Source organism: Halobacillus sp. ABH2_015, assembly GCF_056158945.1.
Map to the genome: position 1 here is coordinate 2,708,919 of NZ_JBSWUG010000002.1, position 21,127 is coordinate 2,730,045.

Annotated in this window: 22 protein-coding genes; all 22 read right to left on the bottom strand. The window is 48.4% G+C overall.

What is annotated here, in order from left to right:
• Positions 1-156: 156 nt before the first annotated feature.
• The gene (locus ACXAD6_RS14350) at positions 157-1,266 is read right to left on the bottom strand and encodes a PDZ domain-containing protein (protein ID WP_474969440.1); all 1,110 of its coding nucleotides are present in this window, start codon (positions 1,264-1,266) and stop codon (positions 157-159) included.
• A gap of 181 nt (positions 1,267-1,447) precedes the next feature.
• The gene (locus tag ACXAD6_RS14355) at positions 1,448-2,947 is read right to left on the bottom strand and encodes a S41 family peptidase (RefSeq protein WP_474969441.1); all 1,500 of its coding nucleotides are present in this window, start codon (positions 2,945-2,947) and stop codon (positions 1,448-1,450) included.
• A gap of 198 nt (positions 2,948-3,145) precedes the next feature.
• Positions 3,146-3,832, bottom strand: coding sequence for a cell division ATP-binding protein FtsE (gene ftsE, locus ACXAD6_RS14360; protein WP_474969442.1), 687 nt, complete (start codon positions 3,830-3,832; stop codon positions 3,146-3,148).
• 152 nt (positions 3,833-3,984) lie between these two features.
• Positions 3,985-4,347: a cytochrome c551 gene (gene cccB / locus ACXAD6_RS14365; RefSeq protein WP_474969443.1), complete on the bottom strand. Its 363-nt coding sequence runs from the start codon at positions 4,345-4,347 to the stop codon at positions 3,985-3,987.
• 50 nt (positions 4,348-4,397) lie between these two features.
• Positions 4,398-5,213: a YitT family protein gene (locus ACXAD6_RS14370; RefSeq protein ID WP_474970433.1), complete on the bottom strand. Its 816-nt coding sequence runs from the start codon at positions 5,211-5,213 to the stop codon at positions 4,398-4,400.
• 259 nt (positions 5,214-5,472) lie between these two features.
• The gene (gene galU, locus ACXAD6_RS14375; protein WP_474969444.1) at positions 5,473-6,348 is read right to left on the bottom strand and encodes a UTP--glucose-1-phosphate uridylyltransferase GalU; all 876 of its coding nucleotides are present in this window, start codon (positions 6,346-6,348) and stop codon (positions 5,473-5,475) included.
• Between the two features lie 117 nt (positions 6,349-6,465).
• Positions 6,466-7,570, bottom strand: a protein-coding gene (prfB, locus tag ACXAD6_RS14380) for a peptide chain release factor 2 (protein ID WP_474969445.1) whose coding sequence is annotated in 2 segments (ribosomal slippage) — positions 6,466-7,497 and positions 7,499-7,570 — 1,104 coding nt in all. Because the reading frame shifts where the segments join, the coding sequence is not laid out codon by codon here.
• 70 nt (positions 7,571-7,640) lie between these two features.
• Positions 7,641-10,154, bottom strand: coding sequence for a preprotein translocase subunit SecA (gene secA, locus ACXAD6_RS14385; protein ID WP_474969446.1), 2,514 nt, complete (start codon positions 10,152-10,154; stop codon positions 7,641-7,643).
• A 117-nt stretch (positions 10,155-10,271) separates the two neighbouring features.
• Positions 10,272-10,454 (bottom strand): hypothetical protein, encoded by a 183-nt coding sequence (locus tag ACXAD6_RS14390; RefSeq protein ID WP_474969447.1) that lies wholly within the window; start codon positions 10,452-10,454, stop codon positions 10,272-10,274.
• A gap of 223 nt (positions 10,455-10,677) precedes the next feature.
• Positions 10,678-11,235: a ribosome hibernation-promoting factor, HPF/YfiA family gene (hpf, locus tag ACXAD6_RS14395; RefSeq protein ID WP_027955061.1), complete on the bottom strand. Its 558-nt coding sequence runs from the start codon at positions 11,233-11,235 to the stop codon at positions 10,678-10,680.
• 247 nt (positions 11,236-11,482) lie between these two features.
• Positions 11,483-12,853 (bottom strand): cell wall-binding repeat-containing protein, encoded by a 1,371-nt coding sequence (locus ACXAD6_RS14400; protein WP_474969448.1) that lies wholly within the window; start codon positions 12,851-12,853, stop codon positions 11,483-11,485.
• Between the two features lie 144 nt (positions 12,854-12,997).
• Positions 12,998-13,192: a hypothetical protein gene (locus tag ACXAD6_RS14405; RefSeq protein WP_474969449.1), complete on the bottom strand. Its 195-nt coding sequence runs from the start codon at positions 13,190-13,192 to the stop codon at positions 12,998-13,000.
• Positions 13,193-13,336: 144 nt separating this feature from the next.
• Positions 13,337-13,684: a flagellar protein FliT gene (gene fliT / locus ACXAD6_RS14410; protein WP_474969450.1), complete on the bottom strand. Its 348-nt coding sequence runs from the start codon at positions 13,682-13,684 to the stop codon at positions 13,337-13,339.
• Positions 13,685-13,686: 2 nt separating this feature from the next.
• Complete coding sequence (fliS, locus tag ACXAD6_RS14415) at positions 13,687-14,076, bottom strand: flagellar export chaperone FliS (RefSeq protein ID WP_474969451.1); 390 nt, start codon at positions 14,074-14,076, stop codon at positions 13,687-13,689.
• A gap of 28 nt (positions 14,077-14,104) precedes the next feature.
• Entirely contained in the window at positions 14,105-15,646 is a 1,542-nt protein-coding gene (locus tag ACXAD6_RS14420) for a flagellar hook-associated protein 2 (RefSeq protein ID WP_474969452.1), read from the bottom strand.
• Between the two features lie 12 nt (positions 15,647-15,658).
• Positions 15,659-16,006 (bottom strand): flagellar protein FlaG, encoded by a 348-nt coding sequence (flaG, locus tag ACXAD6_RS14425; protein WP_474969453.1) that lies wholly within the window; start codon positions 16,004-16,006, stop codon positions 15,659-15,661.
• Between the two features lie 109 nt (positions 16,007-16,115).
• The gene (locus tag ACXAD6_RS14430) at positions 16,116-17,282 is read right to left on the bottom strand and encodes a flagellin N-terminal helical domain-containing protein (protein WP_474969454.1); all 1,167 of its coding nucleotides are present in this window, start codon (positions 17,280-17,282) and stop codon (positions 16,116-16,118) included.
• A gap of 137 nt (positions 17,283-17,419) precedes the next feature.
• A complete protein-coding gene (gene csrA, locus ACXAD6_RS14435; RefSeq protein ID WP_027955052.1) occupies positions 17,420-17,635 on the bottom strand; it encodes a carbon storage regulator CsrA in 216 nt (71 codons plus the stop codon).
• Positions 17,622-18,077 carry a flagellar assembly protein FliW gene (fliW, locus tag ACXAD6_RS14440; protein WP_474969455.1) on the bottom strand — a complete coding sequence of 152 codons (456 nt, stop codon included), beginning with the start codon at positions 18,075-18,077 and terminating at the stop codon, positions 17,622-17,624. Before fliW ends, csrA begins: the two co-directional genes overlap by 14 nt.
• A 13-nt stretch (positions 18,078-18,090) precedes the next feature.
• The gene (locus ACXAD6_RS14445) at positions 18,091-18,642 is read right to left on the bottom strand and encodes a DUF6470 family protein (RefSeq protein WP_474969456.1); all 552 of its coding nucleotides are present in this window, start codon (positions 18,640-18,642) and stop codon (positions 18,091-18,093) included.
• Between the two features lie 51 nt (positions 18,643-18,693).
• Complete coding sequence (gene flgL / locus ACXAD6_RS14450) at positions 18,694-19,566, bottom strand: flagellar hook-associated protein FlgL (protein ID WP_027955049.1); 873 nt, start codon at positions 19,564-19,566, stop codon at positions 18,694-18,696.
• A 16-nt stretch (positions 19,567-19,582) separates the two neighbouring features.
• Positions 19,583-21,124: a flagellar hook-associated protein FlgK gene (gene flgK, locus ACXAD6_RS14455; protein ID WP_474969457.1), complete on the bottom strand. Its 1,542-nt coding sequence runs from the start codon at positions 21,122-21,124 to the stop codon at positions 19,583-19,585.
• Positions 21,125-21,127: the final 3 nt, after the last annotated feature.

A 21,127-nucleotide genomic window follows, 5' to 3' on the forward strand; every position in this document is an offset into this window, starting at 1 on the left:
TAGACTAATCCTATATTTTAGTGGTATTCGAAATCATACACTTTAATAAAATATAGATTAGTTAATCATTTGGCATCATCAGTCCTTTCTGTTTTTCCATCGTACCACTTCTTTTTTTCAAACACAATCAATCATACCAATGTTTCTTATTTCGTATCAAAAGAACCCGACCGAACTTTCATGTGTGGGCGGTTCTACGAATACAAGACCGAGCTCATAATGCTCTCCTTCATACATCGCCCGCTGCACATAACGGTTTTCGCCCCATTCATCGCGCACTTCAATTTTCGTGAACGCGCCTGTGTTTTGAAGGGCTTCATAAAATTGATTCTCGGTACGGACCGGGATGCTGTTCACCCGTTCAATAAGCTCACCAGGGAACAGGCCCATCTGATCAGCCGGGCTCTCAGGAATCACGCCAAGGATCCGAACCCCTTTTGGCGTCGATGTGAAGAACGGGGGCTTACCCTCTCTTGACCGGTGGCGGAGATAAATCCATTCCCGCCCGATCAAGGCAAGCGCAAATACGACAATCGAAAGAATTTCTAAGAAAAAGCTCCCTACAGCCAGCATAGTAAGGAAGAAAGCCAATAAGAACGTATGACGACCGATCGTTTTGGACGCCATTTCCGGGGACTGGCCGCGTACGAGCCACTCCGCCCCGAGAACGAAAGGAATGAGAATAACGCCGTACGTGTCGCCACCGACAGGAATGACCGGCCACCAGGAAGCGAACGGTTCAATCAAGCCTCCCGGAATAAGGGAAAAGAACGGAACAACGGTCATTCGTTTTCCTCTATGCTGCCCGATCCACAGGCCCCTCCGTCCTTTTGTCCGCTCCGGGTACGTATGAGAAGGGGAAGTTTTCAGCAGCAGTAACCCCTCTCTGACCAGCAGGAGGCTCAACAGCAGCGCCACCATCGGTAGGGAGGTATCGAACATTGTCTCCATCCAAGGGTGGGATTTCCAGTTTTCCGGCAGCAACGGCAGCAGTAAAAGGACAAGCCCTGGTACCCCCAGCGTGTAGGCGGGAGAATACCACAACAGCCGTCCAGTCAGACTCACAAACAGCAGAATGGCTGCTGTGAGAAAAAGAAACGGGTAGGAGACGGTCAGCCCAGCCCCTACACCGATGATACTGATGACGAGTCCTGTGAGAAGCGACACACTCCACGTCCCTTTCCATTCAGAAAAACGGTCGAATACCCGTGTTCCGAACATGCGCCTCTCTTTTTTGATTCGATTTGCTGATACTATCACACTCATGATGAGAGCAATGTATAAAAAAGGCAGCAAAAACAGTCTGCCCGTTCCTTGAAGAATTTCCATAAACCAAGCGCCCAACACGATTCTCCTTTCCAACACTTCACCAACAGGTCTGATCGTACGAAAAAATCCGCAGTCATCGACTACGGATATATTTCGTCATGAATCGGCAGAATCCTGCTTATTCAAACAAGACCTCCACCGCTTTGTCCATCTGCTTATCGTTGGCTTCGTCTCTCACTTGTTCAATGATTGCTTCTTCCAGCTTCCCACCGGTTTTTTCATCCACTTCTCCCGTGGATTCAAGGTCGGCATCTTTCTGGAAAGCTTTCACAGCTTTTTCGGTCTCTTTACTGAAGTAGCCATCCGTACGGCCGGGATCATGTCCAAGACCTTTCAGCATTTCCTGTACGTTTTTCACTTTTTCATTGTTGTCGTTATAAGTGAGCGTATCTTCAATATCCACAGGGTTCGTATAGAAGTACTGCGGCTGCTTCACTTCAACCGTCGGCTCTATCCCTTTTTCATGAATCCAGTTGCCTTCCGGTGTGAGCCACTTGAACAGCGTCAGCTTGATCGTGCTGCCATCGCCCATCGGGATGGCCTGCTGGACGGTTCCTTTTCCGAAACTTTTCGTTCCGACAAGATCATAACCGCCGGCTTCATTCATCGTAGCGGCCAGAATTTCAGAAGCTGATGCACTTCCTTCATCCATCAAGACCGTGACCGGATACTCTTTTTTCTCGGTAATTTCTGAATAATACTCCGTTTTCTCACCGCTGCGGTCTTCCACCTGCACGATCGGCTTGTCCTTCGGAATGAATTCCTTCAGGATTTCCTGGACGTCGGTAAACAATCCGCCCGGGTTTCCGCGGACATCAATGACGAGTCCTTCCATGCCGTCACTTTCCAGTTTCTCAAGCGCATTATGGAATTCATCAGAGGTCTTCTCTGAGAAGGATGTAATTTCAATCACGCCTGCTTTTTTACCGTCGACCGTTTTCATATCAGAATAGACGGTCTCCAGCGGAATATCATCACGGGTGATGTCGATGTTGAGCGGTTCGCTGACGCCGGGACGTTCCACTTCAAGTGTCACTTCCGTCCCTTTCTCACCGCGGATTTTCAGGACAGCTTCGTACAAGTCAAGCCCTTCGACACTTTCCCCATCAACGGTTAAAATCTGATCGTTCGGCTTCAAGCCAGCCTCCTCGGCAGGTGAGCCCTTAATCGGCGCTACGATGGTCACTTTATCGTTCACCATGCTCACTTCAGCTCCGATGCCCTGGAAGCTGGATTCAATGGTCTGGTTGAACTGCTCCATCGTTTCCTGGTCCATGTAGACACTGTACGGATCTTCCAGTGTATCCAGCATGCCTTGAATGGCGCCTTCCACGAGGGTCTGCTTGTCCACGTCCTCCAAGTAGTTCTCCTCAATGACAGAATACGCCTGTTCGACCTTCTTCAGGTCAGCGTCGCCACCCATGTTTTCTATGACTTCTTTCTGCTGTTCCTCTGTTAAACTACCAAAGTTCTCCGCTTCGGTATTGGCGTACTGCTCCGACTGCGATTGTTCCTTGGAGCCGCTTCCGAAATACTCTAGGCCGATATAAGAGCCGGCAGCTCCCAAAAGTACCGCAAGCGCTAGAAAAAGCACTACGTACCGCGGTTTTATATTCATCGCATTCACCCTTCTATAATGGATTTCCTTATTGCTTCTATACTAGCAAAAAAGCTCCTGCAACGTAAATGTCATACAGCCTGATATTAACGTATGCACGCCAATCTTTCTGCATGTCTATTTCATGGTGGGAAATCTATCGGTCTATCAGAATAGAAAAACAAAAGACTGCCCCGCTCGTGAGACAGTCTCTTTTCATTACATTTCGTAGCCGTAGTCGCCCTGCGCCTGATCGCGGACAATCATGCCGTCTTCAATGGCAATGACACGCTTACGAATCGTGTTGACAATCTCTCTGCTGTGCGTTGCCATCAGGACGGTCGTACCGCCTGTATTGATTTCCTCAAGAATGTGCATGATCTCCCATGACGTATCCGGGTCAAGGTTACCGGTCGGCTCGTCAGCGATCAGAATTTTCGGATGGTTCACCATCGCCCGTGCGATGGAAACACGCTGCTGCTCCCCGCCGGAAAGCTCATCCGGAAGAAAACGGGCTTTATTTTTCAAATGCACCTGGTCAAGAACGTCCATAACACGGCGGCGGATGTTGGCCGTATCTTCTTCGATGACCTCGAGCGCAAAGGCCACATTTTCATATACGGTCAAGGTCGGAAGCAGGCGGAAGTCCTGATAAACGACACCAATCTTCCGGCGCAGCATCGGAATGCGGCGCTGCTTCATCGTGGACGTGTTGATATCGTTGATCAAAACCGTTCCGTTCGTCGGTTTTTCCTCACGGTAAATCAATTTGGTGAACGTCGATTTTCCTGCTCCGCTCGGCCCGACGATATAAACGAATTCACCCTGATCAATCTGCACGTCAAGACCGTTCAGTGCGGTCACTCCGTTCCGATAGGTTTTATAAACCCCTTGCATCTGTATCATACATGTATCACCTTAATCTTTATTATTATTAGCCAGATCTTGTTACAAACACCATCATTATAACATTAAACAGCCGTCTTTTTAGCTAAGAAATTATTACATTTCTTTATCAAAACAAAACGCCCGGCTGAATACACCGGACGTTTCTTGGATTATTTTTTAGCTGCCAGCCAACCGGCAACAAGCTGGGCGTCTTCATCAGAGACGCCTTGGGAAGGCATCTGGCCTTTCCCGTTTTTGATGATATTTACGATTTCATCTGCAGAATATTTACCGCCGACTTCCGTTAACGCGGGCCCCATTGCACCTTCAAGATCTCCGCCATGGCAGGTCGCACAGTTACTCTGGTAAACTTCCTCTGCCGCTGCTGCATCGACCGTATCTTCCGAGCTGCTGTCGGATGATTCTTCTGTCGTTTCTTCGTTCGTACCTTCATCGGATGATTCTTCCCCGCCTCCGCAGGCAGCGAGAATAAGGATAAGTCCCAGCATCATAGCCAGCCAAAGTTTTTTCACATGTCATCCCCCCTGGTATTTTATAGAAATATAATGTAAGTATAACCGAGTCAAGTCGTTTTGAAACCCTCTCCGAGCACCTCTGTGGCATTCATTGCGACGACAAAAGCCCCCGGGTCGACGGTCTTGACCGTTTGTGTCAATTTGATGAATTCATTCTGCTGAACGACACACATTACGACGCGCCGCTCGCGTTCAGTGTACCCGCCGGCACCGCTAAGAACGGTTACGCCGCGGTCAATCTGCCGGAAGATCTCATCACGGACCTCGTCCACTTCTTCTGTGATGATCATCACGTTTTTCGATGTATTCAATCCGACCTGGACAAAATCGATGGTACGGCTTGTGACGAAAAGACCGATCAAGGCATACAACCCTTCCTCAAGCGAAAATACGAACGCGGACGTGATCACAATCAGTCCGTCCAGCATCGCCACGCAGATGCCGAGCGGAAGATGCGTGAACTTATGGATGACCTGAGCGGCAAGATCGATGCCCCCCGTAGACGCCCGTCCACGGAATACAATGCCGAGACCGAGGCCGACACCCATCCCTCCAAAAATAGCCCCGAGAAGCGGATCAGGGGTTGCCGCATCCATCGAGCTCGTTAAAAGAACGAAAAACGGAAGAACGACCGTCCCCACTAACGATTTGAAGCCGAAATTTTTCCCAAGGATCAGCCAGCCCATAATAAACAGGGGAATGTTCAGCACCCACTGGACGACGCCCGGCTCCCAGCCGAAGACGCCTTTGGTGATCGTACTGATCCCCGCAACGCCTCCGGAAGCAACGTTATTGGGAAGTAAAAACAAGTTAAAAGCGATTGCTACAAAAAAGGACCCGAGAATGACGAGACCGTAATCCATCGTATGACGAAGGGCCGGCGGCACCGGCTCCCTGCGGTATTTTTTAGCCATCATCATGATGTTCAACTCTCCCTATGTATACGTACTTCTAAAACCGTATGGAGTATACCATTCCATTCAGAGGGTGTAAATAAGAGCGGAATAACGTATTAACACGGTAAAGGAGCGGCCTGACGCCCTTTTTAGTGTTCACCTGATGATACGATCTATGCAGGAGCAGAAAAGAAGAGAGCCCTGGATTAGGCTCTCTTCATATCTCTTATCTGGATTCCTGCTTTTCCATCACTTCCGCAAGCAGTTCGAGCACATCCTCGCGCATGTTGTCTCTTTCCATCGCAATGGCAAGCGTCGTTTTTATGAATCCAAGCTGATCTCCGACATCATAGCGGTCTCCCTTGAACTCATAGCCGTACACCGGCTGATCGAGGTTGAGGCGTTCTATCGCATCAGTCAGCTGGATTTCCCCACCGGCTCCTGTCTCCTGTGTTTCCAACAGGTCCATAATTTCCGGCGTGAATACGTAGCGGCCGATGATGGCCAGGTTGGACGGAGCGTCCTCTACCGCCGGCTTTTCGACAAAATGTTCGACTTCATAGCGGCGGCCCTGCTGATCCTTCGGAGCGATAATGCCGTAGCGGTCTGTCTCATCTTCCGGCACCTGCTTCACACCGATCACAGACGACTGCGTCTCTTCATACTGATCGATCAGCTGTTTCAGACACGGTTCATCGGAGCGGACAATATCATCCCCGAGGAGGACCGCAAAAGGTTCATGCCCGATAAACTTCCGGGCACACCAGACGGCATGGCCGAGGCCCTTCGGCTCTTTCTGACGGATGTAGTGGATATCCACTTCTGCGGACTGCTGTACTTCTTCAAGCAGATCGATCTTCCCTTTTTTATAAAGGTTATCCTCCAGCTCAAAAGCATGGTCAAAATGGTCTTCAATCGCCCTTTTCCCTTTCCCGGTAACGATGATAATATCTTCGATCCCCGACTGGATCGCTTCTTCGACAATGTACTGTATGGTCGGCTTATCAACAATCGGAAGCATTTCCTTCGGCATCGCCTTTGTAGCCGGAAGGAACCTCGTTCCAAGACCGGCGGCGGGAATGATCGCTTTTTTCACCTTCATGTCGTGACGCCTCCTCCAAATTATGTATGCCCTTTTATACTAGCAGAAACGGCATCGATTGGACAGCTGTTCCCCACACAAAAAAAGACCCTCACAGCAAAGTGAGAGTCTTTGTTATTAACCGTCCATCTGCGAGCGCAGGTAGGCATCGATAAATTTATCAAGGCCGCCGTCCATGACGCCCTGCGTGTTTCCGACTTCTTCATTCGTACGGTGGTCTTTGACCATGGAGTACGGGTGGAACACATAGGAGCGGATCTGGCTTCCCCAGCCGATTTCCTTCTGCTCGCCGCGGATGTCGTCAAGTTCCTGCTGCTGACGCTCGATTTCAAGCTGGTACAGCTTCGCCTTCAACATCTTCATCGCCTGGTCACGGTTCTTAATCTGAGAACGCTCCGACTGACACGTTACAACCGTGTTTGTCGGTGTGTGCGTAATACGAACCGCAGAGTCTGTGGTGTTGACGTGCTGACCACCGGCACCACTGGCACGATACGTATCGATTTTCAGATCTTCTGTGCGTACATCAATCTCGATTTCATCGTTGAACTCCGGCATCACTTCACACGATACGAATGACGTGTGACGACGGCCGGAAGAGTCGAACGGGGAAATACGGACGAGACGGTGCACGCCTTTTTCCGCTTTCAGGTAGCCGTAGGCGTTGTGACCTTTAATAAGCAGGGTCACACTCTTCACGCCCGCTTCATCGCCGGGTAGGTAATCCATCGTCTGCACAGAGAAACCTTTCTTCTCTGCCCAGCGTGTATACATACGAAGCAGCATGCTCGCCCAGTCCTGAGACTCTGTACCACCGGCACCCGGGTGCAGTTCGAGAATCGCGTTGTTCTTGTCGTACGGCTCACTGAGCAGGATGTTCAGCTCAAACTGGTTCAAGTCGTTCGACAGCTTCTGCACTTCCTGAACGAGGTCCTCCAGAAGCTCTTCGTCCTCTTCTTCTTTGACAAGCTCATAGGAAACTTCCAGATTCTCATGTGTTTCCTCATGCTCTTCCAATGTGTGAACGAGACCTTTCAGGCCGTTCACTTCATCAATGACCTTCTGCGCGGTACTCTGGTCATCCCAGAAGCCCGGCTCTGTCATCTGTTCTTCTAGTTCAGCAATGCGGGTTTTTCTTTGATCGACGTCAAAGAGACCCCCTGAAGTCCGCTAATTTCTCAGCTGTTTTATCTAATTCATGACGGATTTCTGCCATATCCATGTTGAATCACTCCTCTATTATTCTAAACACAAGGGAAGACACTCTCTGTAAAAAGAGAGTGTCCCACTGGTTATTTACCATGGCAATTTTTATACTTCTTGCCGCTTCCGCAAGGACAAGGGTCATTGCGGCCGACGGTGTCTTTTCTTACGTAAGGATTTTTCTTTTTCGATTCCTTGCTTTCTTCCCCGCCGGAAACGGCTGTTGCACCTTTCGCCACTTCCTGGCGCTGCAGGTTGCTGCGGATCTGCGCCTTCATGACATAACGGGCCACTTCCTCATCGATGCTTGCCACCATCTGTTCAAACATACGGAAGCCTTCGAAGTTATATTCCCGAAGCGGATCGTTCTGCCCGTATGCACGCAGGTGAATCCCCTGCCGGAGCTGGTCCATCTGATCGATGTGGTCCATCCATTTCTGGTCGACCGTGCGAAGCAGGATGACTTTTTCGAACTCACGCATCTGCTCCGGTGTCAGCTCTTCTTCCTTCTCGTCATAACGTTCCTTCACTTTAGCCAGGATAAGCTCCTTCATTTCTTCCGGATCTTTTCCTTTCAAGTCTTCAACGGTGACGTCACCTTCAAAGAGCAGGTTGGCACGAAGATAATCGACAACGCTCTCAAGCTCCCAGTTTTCATCTTCCTCTTCACTCGTATGGACATCAACGGTTTGAGCCACCGTACGATCGATCATCCCTTCGATGATTTCACGAAGATTTTCAGATGTGAGCACTTCATAACGCTGCTTGTAGATTACTTCACGCTGCTGACGGAGCACATCATCGTAGGAAAGGATCGTCTTACGAGCATCGAAGTTGTTCCCTTCTACACGTTTCTGCGCCGATTCCACTGCACGGGAGATCATTTTACTCTCAATCGGCTGGGAATCGTCCATACCGAGACGGTCCATCATGTTACGGATGTTGTCGGAGGCGAAGCGGCGCATCAGTTCATCATCTGTCGCCAGGTAGAACTGGGACATCCCCGGATCCCCCTGACGTCCGGCACGACCACGCAGCTGGTTATCGATCCGGCGTGATTCGTGACGCTCGGTACCAATGACCGCCAGGCCGCCGACTTCTGTTACGCCGTCACCGAGCTTGATATCTGTACCACGACCGGCCATGTTGGTCGCAATCGTTACGGCACCCTTCTGTCCGGCGTTTTCGATGATTTCCGCTTCACGGAAGTGGTTTTTCGCGTTCAGGACATTATGCGGCACGCCTGCTTTTGTCAGATAGCGGGAGATGATTTCAGACGTTTCCACTGCTACCGTACCGACAAGCACGGGCTGGCCGTTTTCATGACGGTTTTTGATATCCTCAACAACCGCCTTGAACTTCCCGTCCATCGTTTTGTAAACGAGGTCGGCTTTATCATCGCGCTGAATATCACGGTTCGTCGGAATCACGACAACACGCATGTTGTAGATATTCATGAATTCCTCTTCCTCGGTTTTCGCAGTACCGGTCATACCGGAAAGCTTTTCGTACATACGGAAAAGGTTCTGGAACGTGATGGAAGCGAGCGTCTGGCTTTCGTTCTGGATTTCAAGACCTTCCTTCGCTTCAATCGCCTGGTGGAGGCCATCGCTGTAGCGGCGGCCTTTCATTAAACGTCCGGTGAACTGGTCGACGATGACCACTTCTCCTTCTTCCACCACATAATCGGTATCACGCTGCATCGACGTGTGCGCCTTCAGGCCCTGGTTGATGTGGTGAATGAGCGATACGTTGGAAAGATCGAACAGGTTTTCAATCTTGAAGAAACGCTCCGCTTTGTTAATCCCTTCTTCTGTAAGCTGGACGTTTTTCGTTTTTTCATCGTACGTAAAGTCCTCTTCACGGGCAAGCAGACGAACAAACGAATTGGCACCAACATAAAGGTCGGCGGATTTTGAAGCAGATCCGGATATGATCAGCGGTGTACGCGCCTCATCAATTAAAATCGAGTCAACTTCGTCAATGATGGCATAATGCAGCGGACGCTGGACCATCTGCTCTTTATAGAGCACCATGTTGTCACGCAGGTAGTCAAAGCCGAACTCATTGTTCGTTCCGTACGTGATGTCAGCGTTGTAGGCTTCTCTTTTCTCATCCTTGGACATGCCGTTGGAGTTCAATCCGACCGTCAGCCCTAGATACTGATAAAGCTCACCCATATCCGTCGAGTCACGGCTCGCCAGGTAGTCGTTCACAGTAATGATGTGGACGCCTTTGCCTGTGAGGGCGTTCAAGTACGCAGGCATGGTAGAGGCAAGGGTTTTACCTTCCCCTGTCTTCATCTCTGCAATATTCCCTTCGTGAAGGGCGATCGCACCCATGAGCTGGACGCGGAACGGGCGCATATTCAACACACGTTTCGAAGCTTCACGGACAACCGCGAAGGCTTCGACTAACATATCATCTAATTTCTCGCCATTTTGATAGCGTTCTTTGAATTCTGCCGTCTTATTCTTTAAATCTTCCTCTGACAATTTCTCGATGTCTGATTCCATTGCATCAATATCATCAGCGATCTTTTCTAATCGTTTCAGTTGACGAGTATTGCCGTCGCCAAAGATTTTCTTTAAAGTTCCAAGCATTGCAACCGCTCCTCTATTGATTTCCAATCTTCGGTTGTGTAGTTCAGTCCATCTCTTATCATAACACTAAGAGAAGCGGCCTGACAATTCAAGAGCGGGGCTTTAGTCACCGGGGATTTATGTTGTTGAAGTAGTGGCTGGGGCGGGTTCATTTAGGAAAAGCGGCTGAAGCTGGAGCTGTCTTTCGTTCAGTTCTTTTACACGCTTATTGGTGGAGCCGATGATGTGGACAAGCTGGACGATTGTATCTTCCTGCTGCTTCAAACGTTGATCCACGTCATGACAGTTTCTGCAGGTCATCTCATCACCTCCCTGTTGCTTTAGTTATACTACAGCAAGAGGAAGCATGCACATATGTAAAATGGAGGTTTCAGCAGGAAGAGCTGGTTAAAAATGGAGGTTTTCTCAGTGGAAAATGCGGGTTTTGAAAGGGAACGATTCTCCTTTTTTGGTTTTCTGGAATTTTCCCAAAAAGAAAAGCATCCCTGTCAAAACAGGAATGCTTTTTCTTTTCATTCATAGATTACGTTTCAATTAAACCGTAGCGGCCGTCACGTCGTTTGTATACGATATTTGTTTCATCAGTATTCGCATTTGTAAAGACGAAGAAGTTGTGGCCGAGCATATCCATTTGAAGGGCCGCTTCTTCACTATCCATCGGTTTCAGGTCAAAGCGTTTCGTTTTCACGATTTCCACATCGAATTCATCATCCGACTGCATCTGCTCCTGGTTGGCTTCACGCTCTAATTCGGCAAATACGTATTTTGGTGCACCCTCCTGACGGAATCGGCGGTTTACCTTCGTTTTATGCTTACGGATCTGTCGTTCTAATTTATCAACCACAAGGTCGATGGCAGCGTATAAATCTGTATTATGCTCCTCCGCTCGGAGTAGTAGATTTTTCATCGGGATTGTGACCTCGATTGTCTGCTCATCATTATAGACACTTAAATTTACGTGCACCTCAGAGGACGGGGGAGTGTCAAAGTAGCGTTCAAGCTTGCCCACCTTTTTCTCCACATATTCTTTAATAGAATCCGTCACTTCAAGGTTCTCACCACGAATGTTGTACTGTAGCATTAGAAGTGTCCTCCTTTCATCCTTATGTGATATATATTCTATCATACCCACGGCCTTTCCTGCATAAACTTTCTTAAAATTGTGTCATTTTTATGTCGGTATTTGCTGGAATTTGTCCCATGACAATGAAAACGTGGATGAAACAGGGATGGATTTTGTCAAAATGATAGATGAACCGCCGTTTCCGTCATAACCTTACAAAAAGATAAAATTAAAAAGTCAGCCTGTATGAGGCTGACTTTCCTTTTTATTCATATAGTGATTCTAATTCTAAGAAAACACTATCTTCAACAGCAGCTGGACCGCCGAAAATGTTAAAATTAAACATCTGCTGATCTCTTAGGTAAGCTTTGATCTCTTCGTTCAGTTCATCTTTCGGTGTCAGAAGAAGCGGCTGGTCGACATCGTTCACAGAGCCGGCAAGAGCATCAGCAAAATGGGACCCTGTCGCAAAGCTCGCTTTCACTCCTCCGACGTTGAAGTGTTCCACGACGGCAAGCGACGTCAGGTAACGGTTCTTCCCAGATATTCGCTCTGCTTTCGGCATGTCAGCGAGTACATCAGAGCTGATTACTCCTGTCCCTCCGACCGCGATGCTTTCACCATAGTTTTTCAGACTTTGCTCTGTTGCTTCCGGAAGTTCATCCTGTTCGGTTAAGAGAATCGGCATCCCTTTTCCAGCCGCGATCGGGGCGATAGAAAGCGCATCCGGGAAATTGCGTCCGTAGGCGACGACCGCTTGATCACTTTCAGGGAGACGGTCCGCAATCGCTGCGGCGGTTTCATAGCGGTTTTTTCCGGAAATGCGGTCGACTTCCATTCCAAGAACATTTTCCAAATACGTTTCTACATCAGCAGAAACAGCGCCTGTTCCGCCAAGAATCGTCACTTTTTCGGTATCTAAGCTGTTCATCACTTGTTCTGTGATTCCAGGAACTTCTTCCTCCCGCGTCAACAGGATCGGTGCATCGAGGTGCTCTGCTAATGGAGCTCCTGCCAGTGCGTCAGGAAAATCCTCTCCGGTTGCCAGCACAACATTTTCAGATGGGTAACGGTCCGCATCGCCATATCTTTCAATGTTGGCGGCTGTCCAGTAGCGGTCGACTCCCCAGATTCTTTCTGCGGATGCGTCTAAAAGTTCTGCTCCAGTACCTAGATAGTAGGTGCTGCCATCCGCAAGGTCCGCCTTATCCCATACTTTCATATAGTAGACGCCCGGATCTAAAAGATGGGACTCTATGTAACCATATTCATTTCCATTCATGCTATAAGGTGGCAAAACCTCTCCCTGTTCGGTCAGGAGTCTGCCTTGAAACTTCATATCCGTTTTTTCCTCTACATACTCAAATAGATGAAAGGTAAATTGAACCGTTGCATCCCCATTCACCTCTACACGGTAGTAATCCACATCCTCGTCCGTAAATTCTCCGGAAATGTAGGAATTCAACGGAACTTGCGTGGCATTTTCCCGTCCATCGTTTGGTTCCTTTTCTTCATATGTATTCTGTGCTTCGACTTTCTCTACCTCGATGGGGTCTTGCGCTGCCTCGACGGTTGATGCTTGAAACAATCCTGCCGCTGCCAAAGCGGTGGCTGCCAGTCCTAACCATTTCTTCATATAACCTCTCCCCTTTTTATGTATGGTTCCACCATGGGATTATATAGGAGATTAGTCATGAAATCTACCTTCTAACCAAAACAAAAGAAGCATCAGGATCCTGATACTTCTTTACTAGTGCACGATATAAGGGTCCAGGGCGGACTAGATTTTTTCTGACCATGCCGCGTAGGCAGGCGGGACTACTTCAGACAGATGAATGGACTTCTCCTGAGAGGAAATGTCAAACCAGCCTTCGAGCATTTCAACGATATGTAGAAAATCCTTCAGCAAATCACCTTCCATCAGCCCACCCATTTTCCCATGAGTGGCGTTCAACTGTTGGAAAGCCAGCAGCACATCCTGAAAAACATCAGGAGCCTGTGGCGATGGAAAGGTCTGTTAAATAGTCCAGGCCCTCCTGAGTGGTGTGGACAAGCTCCTGATAAGCACGAAGCATCGTGTACTGTTCACGGGTTGGAAAAGACAGCGGAATCTCTCTTTCTATTTTTTGTGATCCAAATACATGCCGTCATAGGTCGATACGCTTTGGTACGGATTGATGTATCGCTGTTTACTGGATTTCTGCTTTTTATTATTCCGCATCTGATTCTTCAAATCCATAAGCAGGAACTCCATCTTCTGATTGATCATCAAGTCCCGCTTCTTCACTTCCTGTACGATCGCTTTTTCTTCATCCGTCGAAGGCTGCGGCAGCTTGGATAACAGTTCCCGGCGTTTTTCTAACAGGTCATTGATACGTTCCATCCGCTGAGAGCGAGTCTGAGAGGAGGGCTGGTGAACCATTTCCTCCAGTTCTTTCGTCAGCGTTAAAAATGTCTGCCACACCATCGTTACGCGTTTCCGCCCTGAGCGTACTGGGATTTTCTCGTCTGCAGGATAACCTGCTTCCACGTATCGCGGAACTCGACAACGAGCCCTTCCACTTCATCAAGGATGGCTCCATCATTTTTCGTATTCGCTTCGATCAGACGGCGGTTCATATAGTCATACAGCGGAAGCACCTGTGCGCTGATGTCTGTATTCTGGTCCATCGTCACCATCAGTTCCTGGATGATGCGCTGGGCTTTTTGGATATTCGTATTTTTACTTTCTATATCTTTCTGCTCCATTGCTTTTCCCGCTGCCTTGATGAATTTGATGCAGCCGTTGTAGAGCATGAGTGTCAGTTCGCCGGGGGAGGCTGTTTCCACTGAGTTGTTTTGATAGGCTTGAATAGACATCTATTCAACACTCCTTTTTTTATAACGTTTAGCCAAAGTTCTGCATAATAAAAGCTGACTGGGAGTTCATCTGTGAAATGGCCTTCTCCATCGCGGTAAACTCTCTCCAGTAGCGGTCTTCGATTTGATTCAAGCGGTCCTGGAAGCTGTCCATTTCATCATCTAAATCTTCAATCTGACGGCCGAGCAGGAAATTGTTATCAAGCGTCGTCGCTTTTCCTGCCTTTTGCTCGATCGATTTCACGGTGCTGTCGATCGTCGTTTCCAGACGCCGTGCAATACCGGGATTCTCCTCTGTACCCGTAAACAGCTGATAAACCGATTCCGGGTCGTTGCGAAGGGCATTCTTCAAATCGTCCTCGTCAACGATGAGCTTACCGCCGTCACGGTAGTTGGAGGAGGATGTGATGCCGACCTGCGACAGCATGGAAAACGCCCCGTCTGTCTGAACAGGTGTGTACCAGTTTCCCCGCATTTTGCTGAGCGCTCCAGAAACAGCGGTATCATTGCGGAGCATCCCGCTCTTCGCCTGCTCTTCCCACAGCTCGATTTCCTTCTCTTCCATATCCTCTTTCTGTTCGGCTGTCAGTGGTGGATAATCACGGTTTTTCTTTTCCTGTACCTTCCCGTTCAAATCCTCAATGATCTGATTGTATTTATCGACGAATTTAACAATCTTATCAAACGCATCATCCACATTGTTGGTCACATTGACCTTGACGTTGCCATCGGTCACTTCGTTGAAGGTAAAGTTCACACCATTCAACGTGTAGTTGTTGGTCTTCGACGATATTTCCAGCCCGTTGTTATAGGTGAACTTCGCATCCTGTCCGCCTTTTTCATTCAGCTTCCACGAGCCGGAGGAGTTATCCCCATTCTTAATGCCAAGGGTCGTAGACAGAAACGAGGCACTTCCATCAAAACCAATTTCCGCACCTAAGAATTCATTATCATCCTGATTGAAGTTTCCGGTCACGGTTCGTTCAAGCATCACTTTATCCGCACTTTTATCATAAAACGCACGGACACCAAGATCAGACTTGCTGATTTCAGAGAGAACGTCATTCAGTGACTTGTCTCCGGTCACTTCGAACGACTTCGTATTTTTTGAGCCGTCTTCATTATACGTCGTTATCGAAAATGTCTCGCCAAGCGTCAGACCATTTTTGAAACTGTTCTGCTGGCTGCTTAACGAAGCACTCGGATCAAATGACGAGCCATTTTTTGTAATCTTTTCTTCACTATAGTTGTAGGCAGCTGTCGCCAGCTGTTCGACGCTCAGCGTATAATCGCCGTTTCCAGCGGAAGAATTGGCTGTTGCAGAAACGGCTGAACTGGAAGAGGTTGCTGTTTTGGAATTGAATGTTGACTGCAGCTTCATGTTAAAGGCCATATCATCAAGTTCTTTCAACTGCTTGTTCACATCACGGTACGAATCCCGCTGCCATGTGAGCCATTCCTTATCCTGCTCCATTTTGTTTAACGGCTGTTTCTCCGCATTCATCAGATCCTTGACGATACCGTCAATATCCATCCCGGAAGCCAGGCCTCCGATCCGCATATCACTCATGATTTCACCTTCTTATATTTTATGGTCGACAATGATGCCGATCGATTCCGCAATCGATGCATACAGATCCAGCATCTTCTTCGGCGGAATTTCCTTAATCACTTCGTCGGTTTCATTATTGACGACGGTTACATAATATTCCCCGAGCTTATCGTGGAACTGAAAGCGCAGAGATGTTTGTAACGATTGGAAAATATCATTCAAGCTGTCCGTCAACTGCGTCAGCTTTTCTTTTTCACCAGCAGGAAAAGGATACGCTTCTCTCTTCTCCTGTACGTCCTGAACAGATGTCGTTGGGTTATGTGGCTTATAGGTGCTCTGCAGGGGTTGTGAGGGGGTGATGCGTGTGGGCAGATGCACCTTCAACAACTCCTATACGGTTTTCTTTTTATATCGGAGCGTTTTGAGGAAGTTGAAGGGGAAATGAAAAAGAGACTCCAGTAAACTGAAGTCTCTTGGAAAATGAATATTAACGTAGAAGTTGAAGAACTCCCTGCGGCTGTTGGTTTGCTTGTGCAAGCATCGCCTGTGCAGCTTGAGAAAGGATGGAGTTCTTTGTTTGGTTCATCATTTCCTTCGCCATGTCGACATCTCTTATACGTGATTCAGAAGCAGTTAGGTTCTCTGAAGAGGTACCAAGATTATTTATAGTATGTTCTAACCTATTTTGGTAAGCACCTAGTTTAGATCTCTCTGCAGAAACCTTTTCAATAGCAAAGTTAATAGCAGTAATTGCACTGTCAGCTCCTGATTGTGTTTGCAAACCAGTAGTTCCTCCCAAAGCATCATCTTTAAGTGAACTCAATAGCGCTCCACCTGGTGTAGCGTTAGATGCAACTGAAGCTGTACCAAGAAGTCCTCCTCCCCCAGTCCCCGTAGTACCGTCGGTGTAGGAAGGAGTTCCAAAGTCACCAGCACCTTTGTACGTCAATGTGTTTCCTTTAGCTGTAACATTAACACCCTCAGTTTGAGAGAACGCAGCGTTTAACTTTTCCGCTAAACCTTCCATATCATTAGAATAATCTTGTGTTAACTCTACAGTTGTGTCCCCAACTTTAACATTAGCGCTATTCGTTGAAAAATCTAAAGAAGCAACATCCCCTACTGCATTAGATGATGTATATTCACCTTGAGTTCCTAAATTGTTAGATTTCATGTTAATAATTGACAAGTCAATACTTTGACCTTCGTTTGCTCCAATTTGAAACTTACCAGAAAATGTACCGTCAATTAATTTCTGAGTATTGAATTCCGTATTATCACCAATACGGTCAATTTCATCAACCAACTGATTAAATTCTTTTTGGATTTCTTTTCTATCAGCATCTGTAGCAGTATCGTTAGAGGCCTGAACAGCTAACTCACGTTGACGTTGTAAAATTGAGTGGGTCTCATTTAGAGCACCTTCAGCAGTTTGGATTAACGAAATTCCATCTTGAGCATTACGACTAGCTTGATCCAATCCACGAATCTGACCACGCATCTTCTCAGAAATCGCAAGACCCGCTGCATCATCAGATGCGTTGTTAATACGAAGACCAGAAGATAGTTTTTCCATAGAGTTGGACTGCGCATTGTTCGCAGAGCCCAATTGACGATAAGTATTCAAAGCCGCGATATTGTGATTAATTCTCATGTTACAAATTCCTCCTTGAAATGGTTGATTTCACGTCCTTGTGAAATCCATTAGAATACATACAAAAAGCCGGCCGACTCTTGTAATGCTTTACATTACTTATATCGGACGCCTTTTCACACTGTTAACGTTTATTTTCATTTTTTCAGCAGATCCAGTAAATTTTTTGAAAGCGCGGAGGCTTCCTTGTTCTCCTCTTCAATGCTGACATACACTTCTTTGCGGTGGATATCGATATGACGGGGAGCCTCGATGCCGAGCTTCACCTGTCCGCCCTCAATGGAAACGACTTTAATTTCGATGTCATCGCCGATTTTGATCGACTCCCCGGACTTACGATTAAGGACGAGCATCAGCTTCACCGCCTTTATCCTCTTTCAAAAGAAGCTGCCGTCTCTTGTAGCTTTCTTCTTTCAGGATGACCTGCTTGGCCTTGTTTTTATGGACGTTAACCACAATTGGGGCTTTCAAGTTGATCGTAGAGGCTTTGAAAGGCTCTTTTAATGTGAGCACACTGTAGACGGCTACATCTTCCGGACCGTTCAGACCAAGCTCTTCAACGACTGCGTCTTCAATATGGAACTCATAATCCGCAAAAAACAGGTACGGGTTGGTGACGATGAGCGCCACCTCAGCTTCGTTCACTGACTGCAGCGCATAATAAACACCATTTTCATCCACAGGCAGCAGCACATATGTATGATCATCTTCAAATCCCGGCAGTCCGTGCTTGAAGGTGAGAAGATCCTTTTCCTCGACAGCAAGTTCACCGAAATGCTTTGTATTGATATTCATATCCATTCTCCTTTTACACTTTCCAGTCGATCTGTACGTCCGGATGCTGTTCTAACTGAAAGCTCACCTTTCCAGGCTGATACGTATGCTGTGGTTTCTGTGGCTGCACCTGAATCACCGGCTTCTGCGGCTCTACGTCTATTTCCACAGAAGCGGCTTCATACGATAGGTCAACAAGGTCATACGCAGGCAGCCCTCCCGGCGCAAATGTAAAATCCAGCTTGGCATTTTCCTCTCCATGAGAGGCGATTGGTTGCCCACCGCTTTCGATTTTCATCAGCTCATCGCCTTCACGCGCCATTCGGGCGATGCCTTCCAGCAACAGCTGCCGGCCATCAGCGGCAAGCTCATCACTCCGCTTCGCCACGCTTTTCAAATCAATATTGTTCCACGCCTTTGTCTGGTCGATTGTCAGTTTTCCTTTATGCTGTCGGATATTCATTTCTGCCGCCGGCTGCTGGATGGACAATCCCGCTTTCGGCTGACGGATCGTCTGCTGTGACCCACCCACCTGATGACCGAGCCGCGCCTGAGTCGTCTGCACCTGGAGCTTTGGTATGTTCATAAGGATGCTCTCCTTTTCATAAAAAAGCAGGCTGTCCCTTCAGGGGGCAGCCTATCTTAGAAAGTCCATCAGCGTCGGCTGGATGATGCGTGAGCCAGCACCGAGAGCGGCCCTGTGGATCGTTTCCTGTGTTTTCAAATCCATGATGACTTTTTCAATGTCGGCATCTTCATTATCGGAGACGAGCTTGGAGGCCGATACCTCCTGAGTCGCCAGACGGTCCTCAATCAACTCGACCCGGTTCATCCGTGCGCCGAGATCGGCCCGCTCATTGACGATATTGTTGATATGACCATCGAATTTACCAAGAAATTCATCAAGGTCTGTCCCACTTTCCAAAGCATTGGCGAAGCTTTCAAGGTCGTTGAACAAATCTTCGTTGAACACGTTACCGGCGTTCACGTTCGTCTGAATCCGGACACCGTCCGACACTTCGATCATGACCGGACTTGCGCTTTGATTGATCGTAAAAGCGGCATTGTCCATATTGACCGGTGCGGCTGTCGTATTGGTTCCGTTAAAGATGTATTTATCGTTCACCTTCGTGTTGGCGATGCTTCCGACATGCTCCTTCAACTGGCGGATTTCTTTTGCAATGTTGGCAAGTTGTTCTCCTTCATACGTGCCGTTACTTGCCTGAACCGTCAGCTCTCGCACACGCTGCATCGCCTGTGTGGCTTCATTCATAGAAGAATCACTGCTGTCCATCCAATTATGCACTTCGCTGATGTTCCGCTTATACTGCTCCACGCCGGAAAGCTGGGAGCGGTAATTCATGCCCTTCATCGCAACAACAGGGTCCTGGGAGGCACGGGTGATCTTCTTCCCGGTCGCCAGCTGATCCTGATAGGTGCCCATGTTTTCATAGCTGCTGCTTAAATTACGCAGCATATTGCCGGCTAACATCGATTGAGTTACGCGCATAGGTTATCCTCCCTCCTTACACGCCCATCCGGTTGATGATGGTATCCAGCATTTCATCAATGACCGTAATGTTACGGGCGGCCGCATTATAGGCGTGCTGATATTTGATCATATTGGCCATTTCCTCATCGAGGGAGACAGAGCTGACCGACTGCCGCTGCTCCTCCACAGAAGCCTGCAGTGTGCCGGCATTTTTCGACATCCGCTCCGCTTCCTGCGTTTCCACGGCCATCGTACCAATGATGGATTCATAAAAGTTGGAAAAGGACGCTTCCTCACCGAAAAGGGCGTTATTATCGTTCTTCACTTCAGCAAGATTCCGAGCGTTTTCACCGTTCCCCGACTCATTCGTCACCGCTGCTGCGATGTTGTCGCCGTCGGCTTTGATTTCATCCGTTAAATCCAACGTCCCTGCAATGCCTTCCACGACGCCGTCATCGTTTGCCTGTGACATATCGATATCGAAAAACTTCGGTACAGCCGTTCCATTATTGATGCTGTTCAAAGACTCCCCGTTTTGATGAACGGTATTGAATGCCTCCGCAAAGCCTGTGGCCATCCGGTCCAGATCCGAGAGCATGTTTTCGTAGCTGCCCTTTTTCTCTCCGGCCTCCACATACCCACCGGATTCGATTAAGCCTTTCAATTTTCCGGGGGAAGAAAATTCTTCAATCGTGTACGTGTTTCCCCCTATTGTCATTCCTGTAGCGAGAGCGCTGTCTGCGCCATAGGTGACATCCAGTTCATTCACGCCGCCACCGATGGTTCCGTCTACAAGGGTGGCCGGCGGGTTCATTGCTTTACCATCTTGATTGACTAAGGAAATCGTCGCTCTCCCCATAGCCAGTGGACTGGCAGATGCGGACGCCTCCTCATAGCTCACTTGTACGTTGACGTGCTCGGAAAGCTGATCGATCAAGCGGTCACGCTCATCATACAAATCATTCGGAACCATTCCGTGGGGCTCGACTTCACTGATCTGCTCATTGATATTATGAATCTGGTTGGCGATGGAATTGATCGACTTTTCCGTGACGCCCACTTCCGTTTTCACATCCTTCTGCATCGTCTGGATCGTGTTGGAAAGATAGTTGAACGTTTCGGCCACCGCCTGGCCGCGCTGCCGGACGACAGAACGGGCGCCTGAATCCTCCGGGTTCACGGACAAATCCTGAAGGGCTCCCCAGAAACGGTCCATCGTGCTGGATAAACCATCCTCGGAAGGTTCGTTCATGACGCTTTCCAGACGCGCAAGAGCGTCCGAGCGTGAATCATAATAGCCCGCTTTACTGGCTTCCCCGCGGTACTGTTGATCAAGAAAACCGACACGCACGCGCTCAATGGAAGCTGCCTGCACACCGCTTCCCATCTGACCGGGAATTTCCGGACGGTTTCTCGAAGCGGCAGGATATGGACCGGTCTGCTCGAAATTGACGCGCTGTCTCGTATATCCTTCGGTGTTGGCGTTGGCGATATTATGAGAGGTTGTGTATAAGGCAGCCTGCTGGGTAAACAAGCCGCGTTTGGCTACTTCAAGCCCGTGAAACGTAGATGTCATATG

Bases quoted from the DNA above. Each gene is read 5' to 3' on its own strand.
- flgK (WP_474969457.1), bottom strand. From the start codon at position 21,124: ATGACATCTACGTTTCACGGGCTTGAAGTAGCCAAACGCGGCTTGTTT.
- fliW (WP_474969455.1), bottom strand. From the start codon at position 18,077: ATGAATATCAATACAAAGCATTTCGGTGAACTTGCTGTCGAGGAAAAG.
- ACXAD6_RS14370 (WP_474970433.1), bottom strand. From the start codon at position 5,213: ATGGATTACGGTCTCGTCATTCTCGGGTCCTTTTTTGTAGCAATCGCT.
- ACXAD6_RS14430 (WP_474969454.1), bottom strand. From the start codon at position 17,282: ATGAGAATTAATCACAATATCGCGGCTTTGAATACTTATCGTCAATTG.
- csrA (WP_027955052.1), bottom strand. From the start codon at position 17,635: ATGCTCGTCCTTAATCGTAAGTCCGGGGAGTCGATCAAAATCGGCGAT.
- ACXAD6_RS14445 (WP_474969456.1), bottom strand. From the start codon at position 18,642: ATGAACATACCAAAGCTCCAGGTGCAGACGACTCAGGCGCGGCTCGGT.
- flgL (WP_027955049.1), bottom strand. From the start codon at position 19,566: ATGCGCGTAACTCAATCGATGTTAGCCGGCAATATGCTGCGTAATTTA.
- ftsE (WP_474969442.1), bottom strand. From the start codon at position 3,832: ATGATACAGATGCAAGGGGTTTATAAAACCTATCGGAACGGAGTGACC.
- ACXAD6_RS14390 (WP_474969447.1), bottom strand. From the start codon at position 10,454: ATGACCTGCAGAAACTGTCATGACGTGGATCAACGTTTGAAGCAGCAG.
- ACXAD6_RS14420 (WP_474969452.1), bottom strand. From the start codon at position 15,646: ATGAGTGATATGCGGATCGGAGGCCTGGCTTCCGGGATGGATATTGAC.
- fliT (WP_474969450.1), bottom strand. From the start codon at position 13,684: ATGGTGTGGCAGACATTTTTAACGCTGACGAAAGAACTGGAGGAAATG.
- galU (WP_474969444.1), bottom strand. From the start codon at position 6,348: ATGAAGGTGAAAAAAGCGATCATTCCCGCCGCCGGTCTTGGAACGAGG.
- ACXAD6_RS14355 (WP_474969441.1), bottom strand. From the start codon at position 2,947: ATGAATATAAAACCGCGGTACGTAGTGCTTTTTCTAGCGCTTGCGGTA.
- ACXAD6_RS14400 (WP_474969448.1), bottom strand. From the start codon at position 12,853: ATGAAGAAATGGTTAGGACTGGCAGCCACCGCTTTGGCAGCGGCAGGA.
- fliS (WP_474969451.1), bottom strand. From the start codon at position 14,076: ATGTCTATTCAAGCCTATCAAAACAACTCAGTGGAAACAGCCTCCCCC.
- hpf (WP_027955061.1), bottom strand. From the start codon at position 11,235: ATGCTACAGTACAACATTCGTGGTGAGAACCTTGAAGTGACGGATTCT.
- secA (WP_474969446.1), bottom strand. From the start codon at position 10,154: ATGCTTGGAACTTTAAAGAAAATCTTTGGCGACGGCAATACTCGTCAA.
- ACXAD6_RS14350 (WP_474969440.1), bottom strand. From the start codon at position 1,266: ATGAGTGTGATAGTATCAGCAAATCGAATCAAAAAAGAGAGGCGCATG.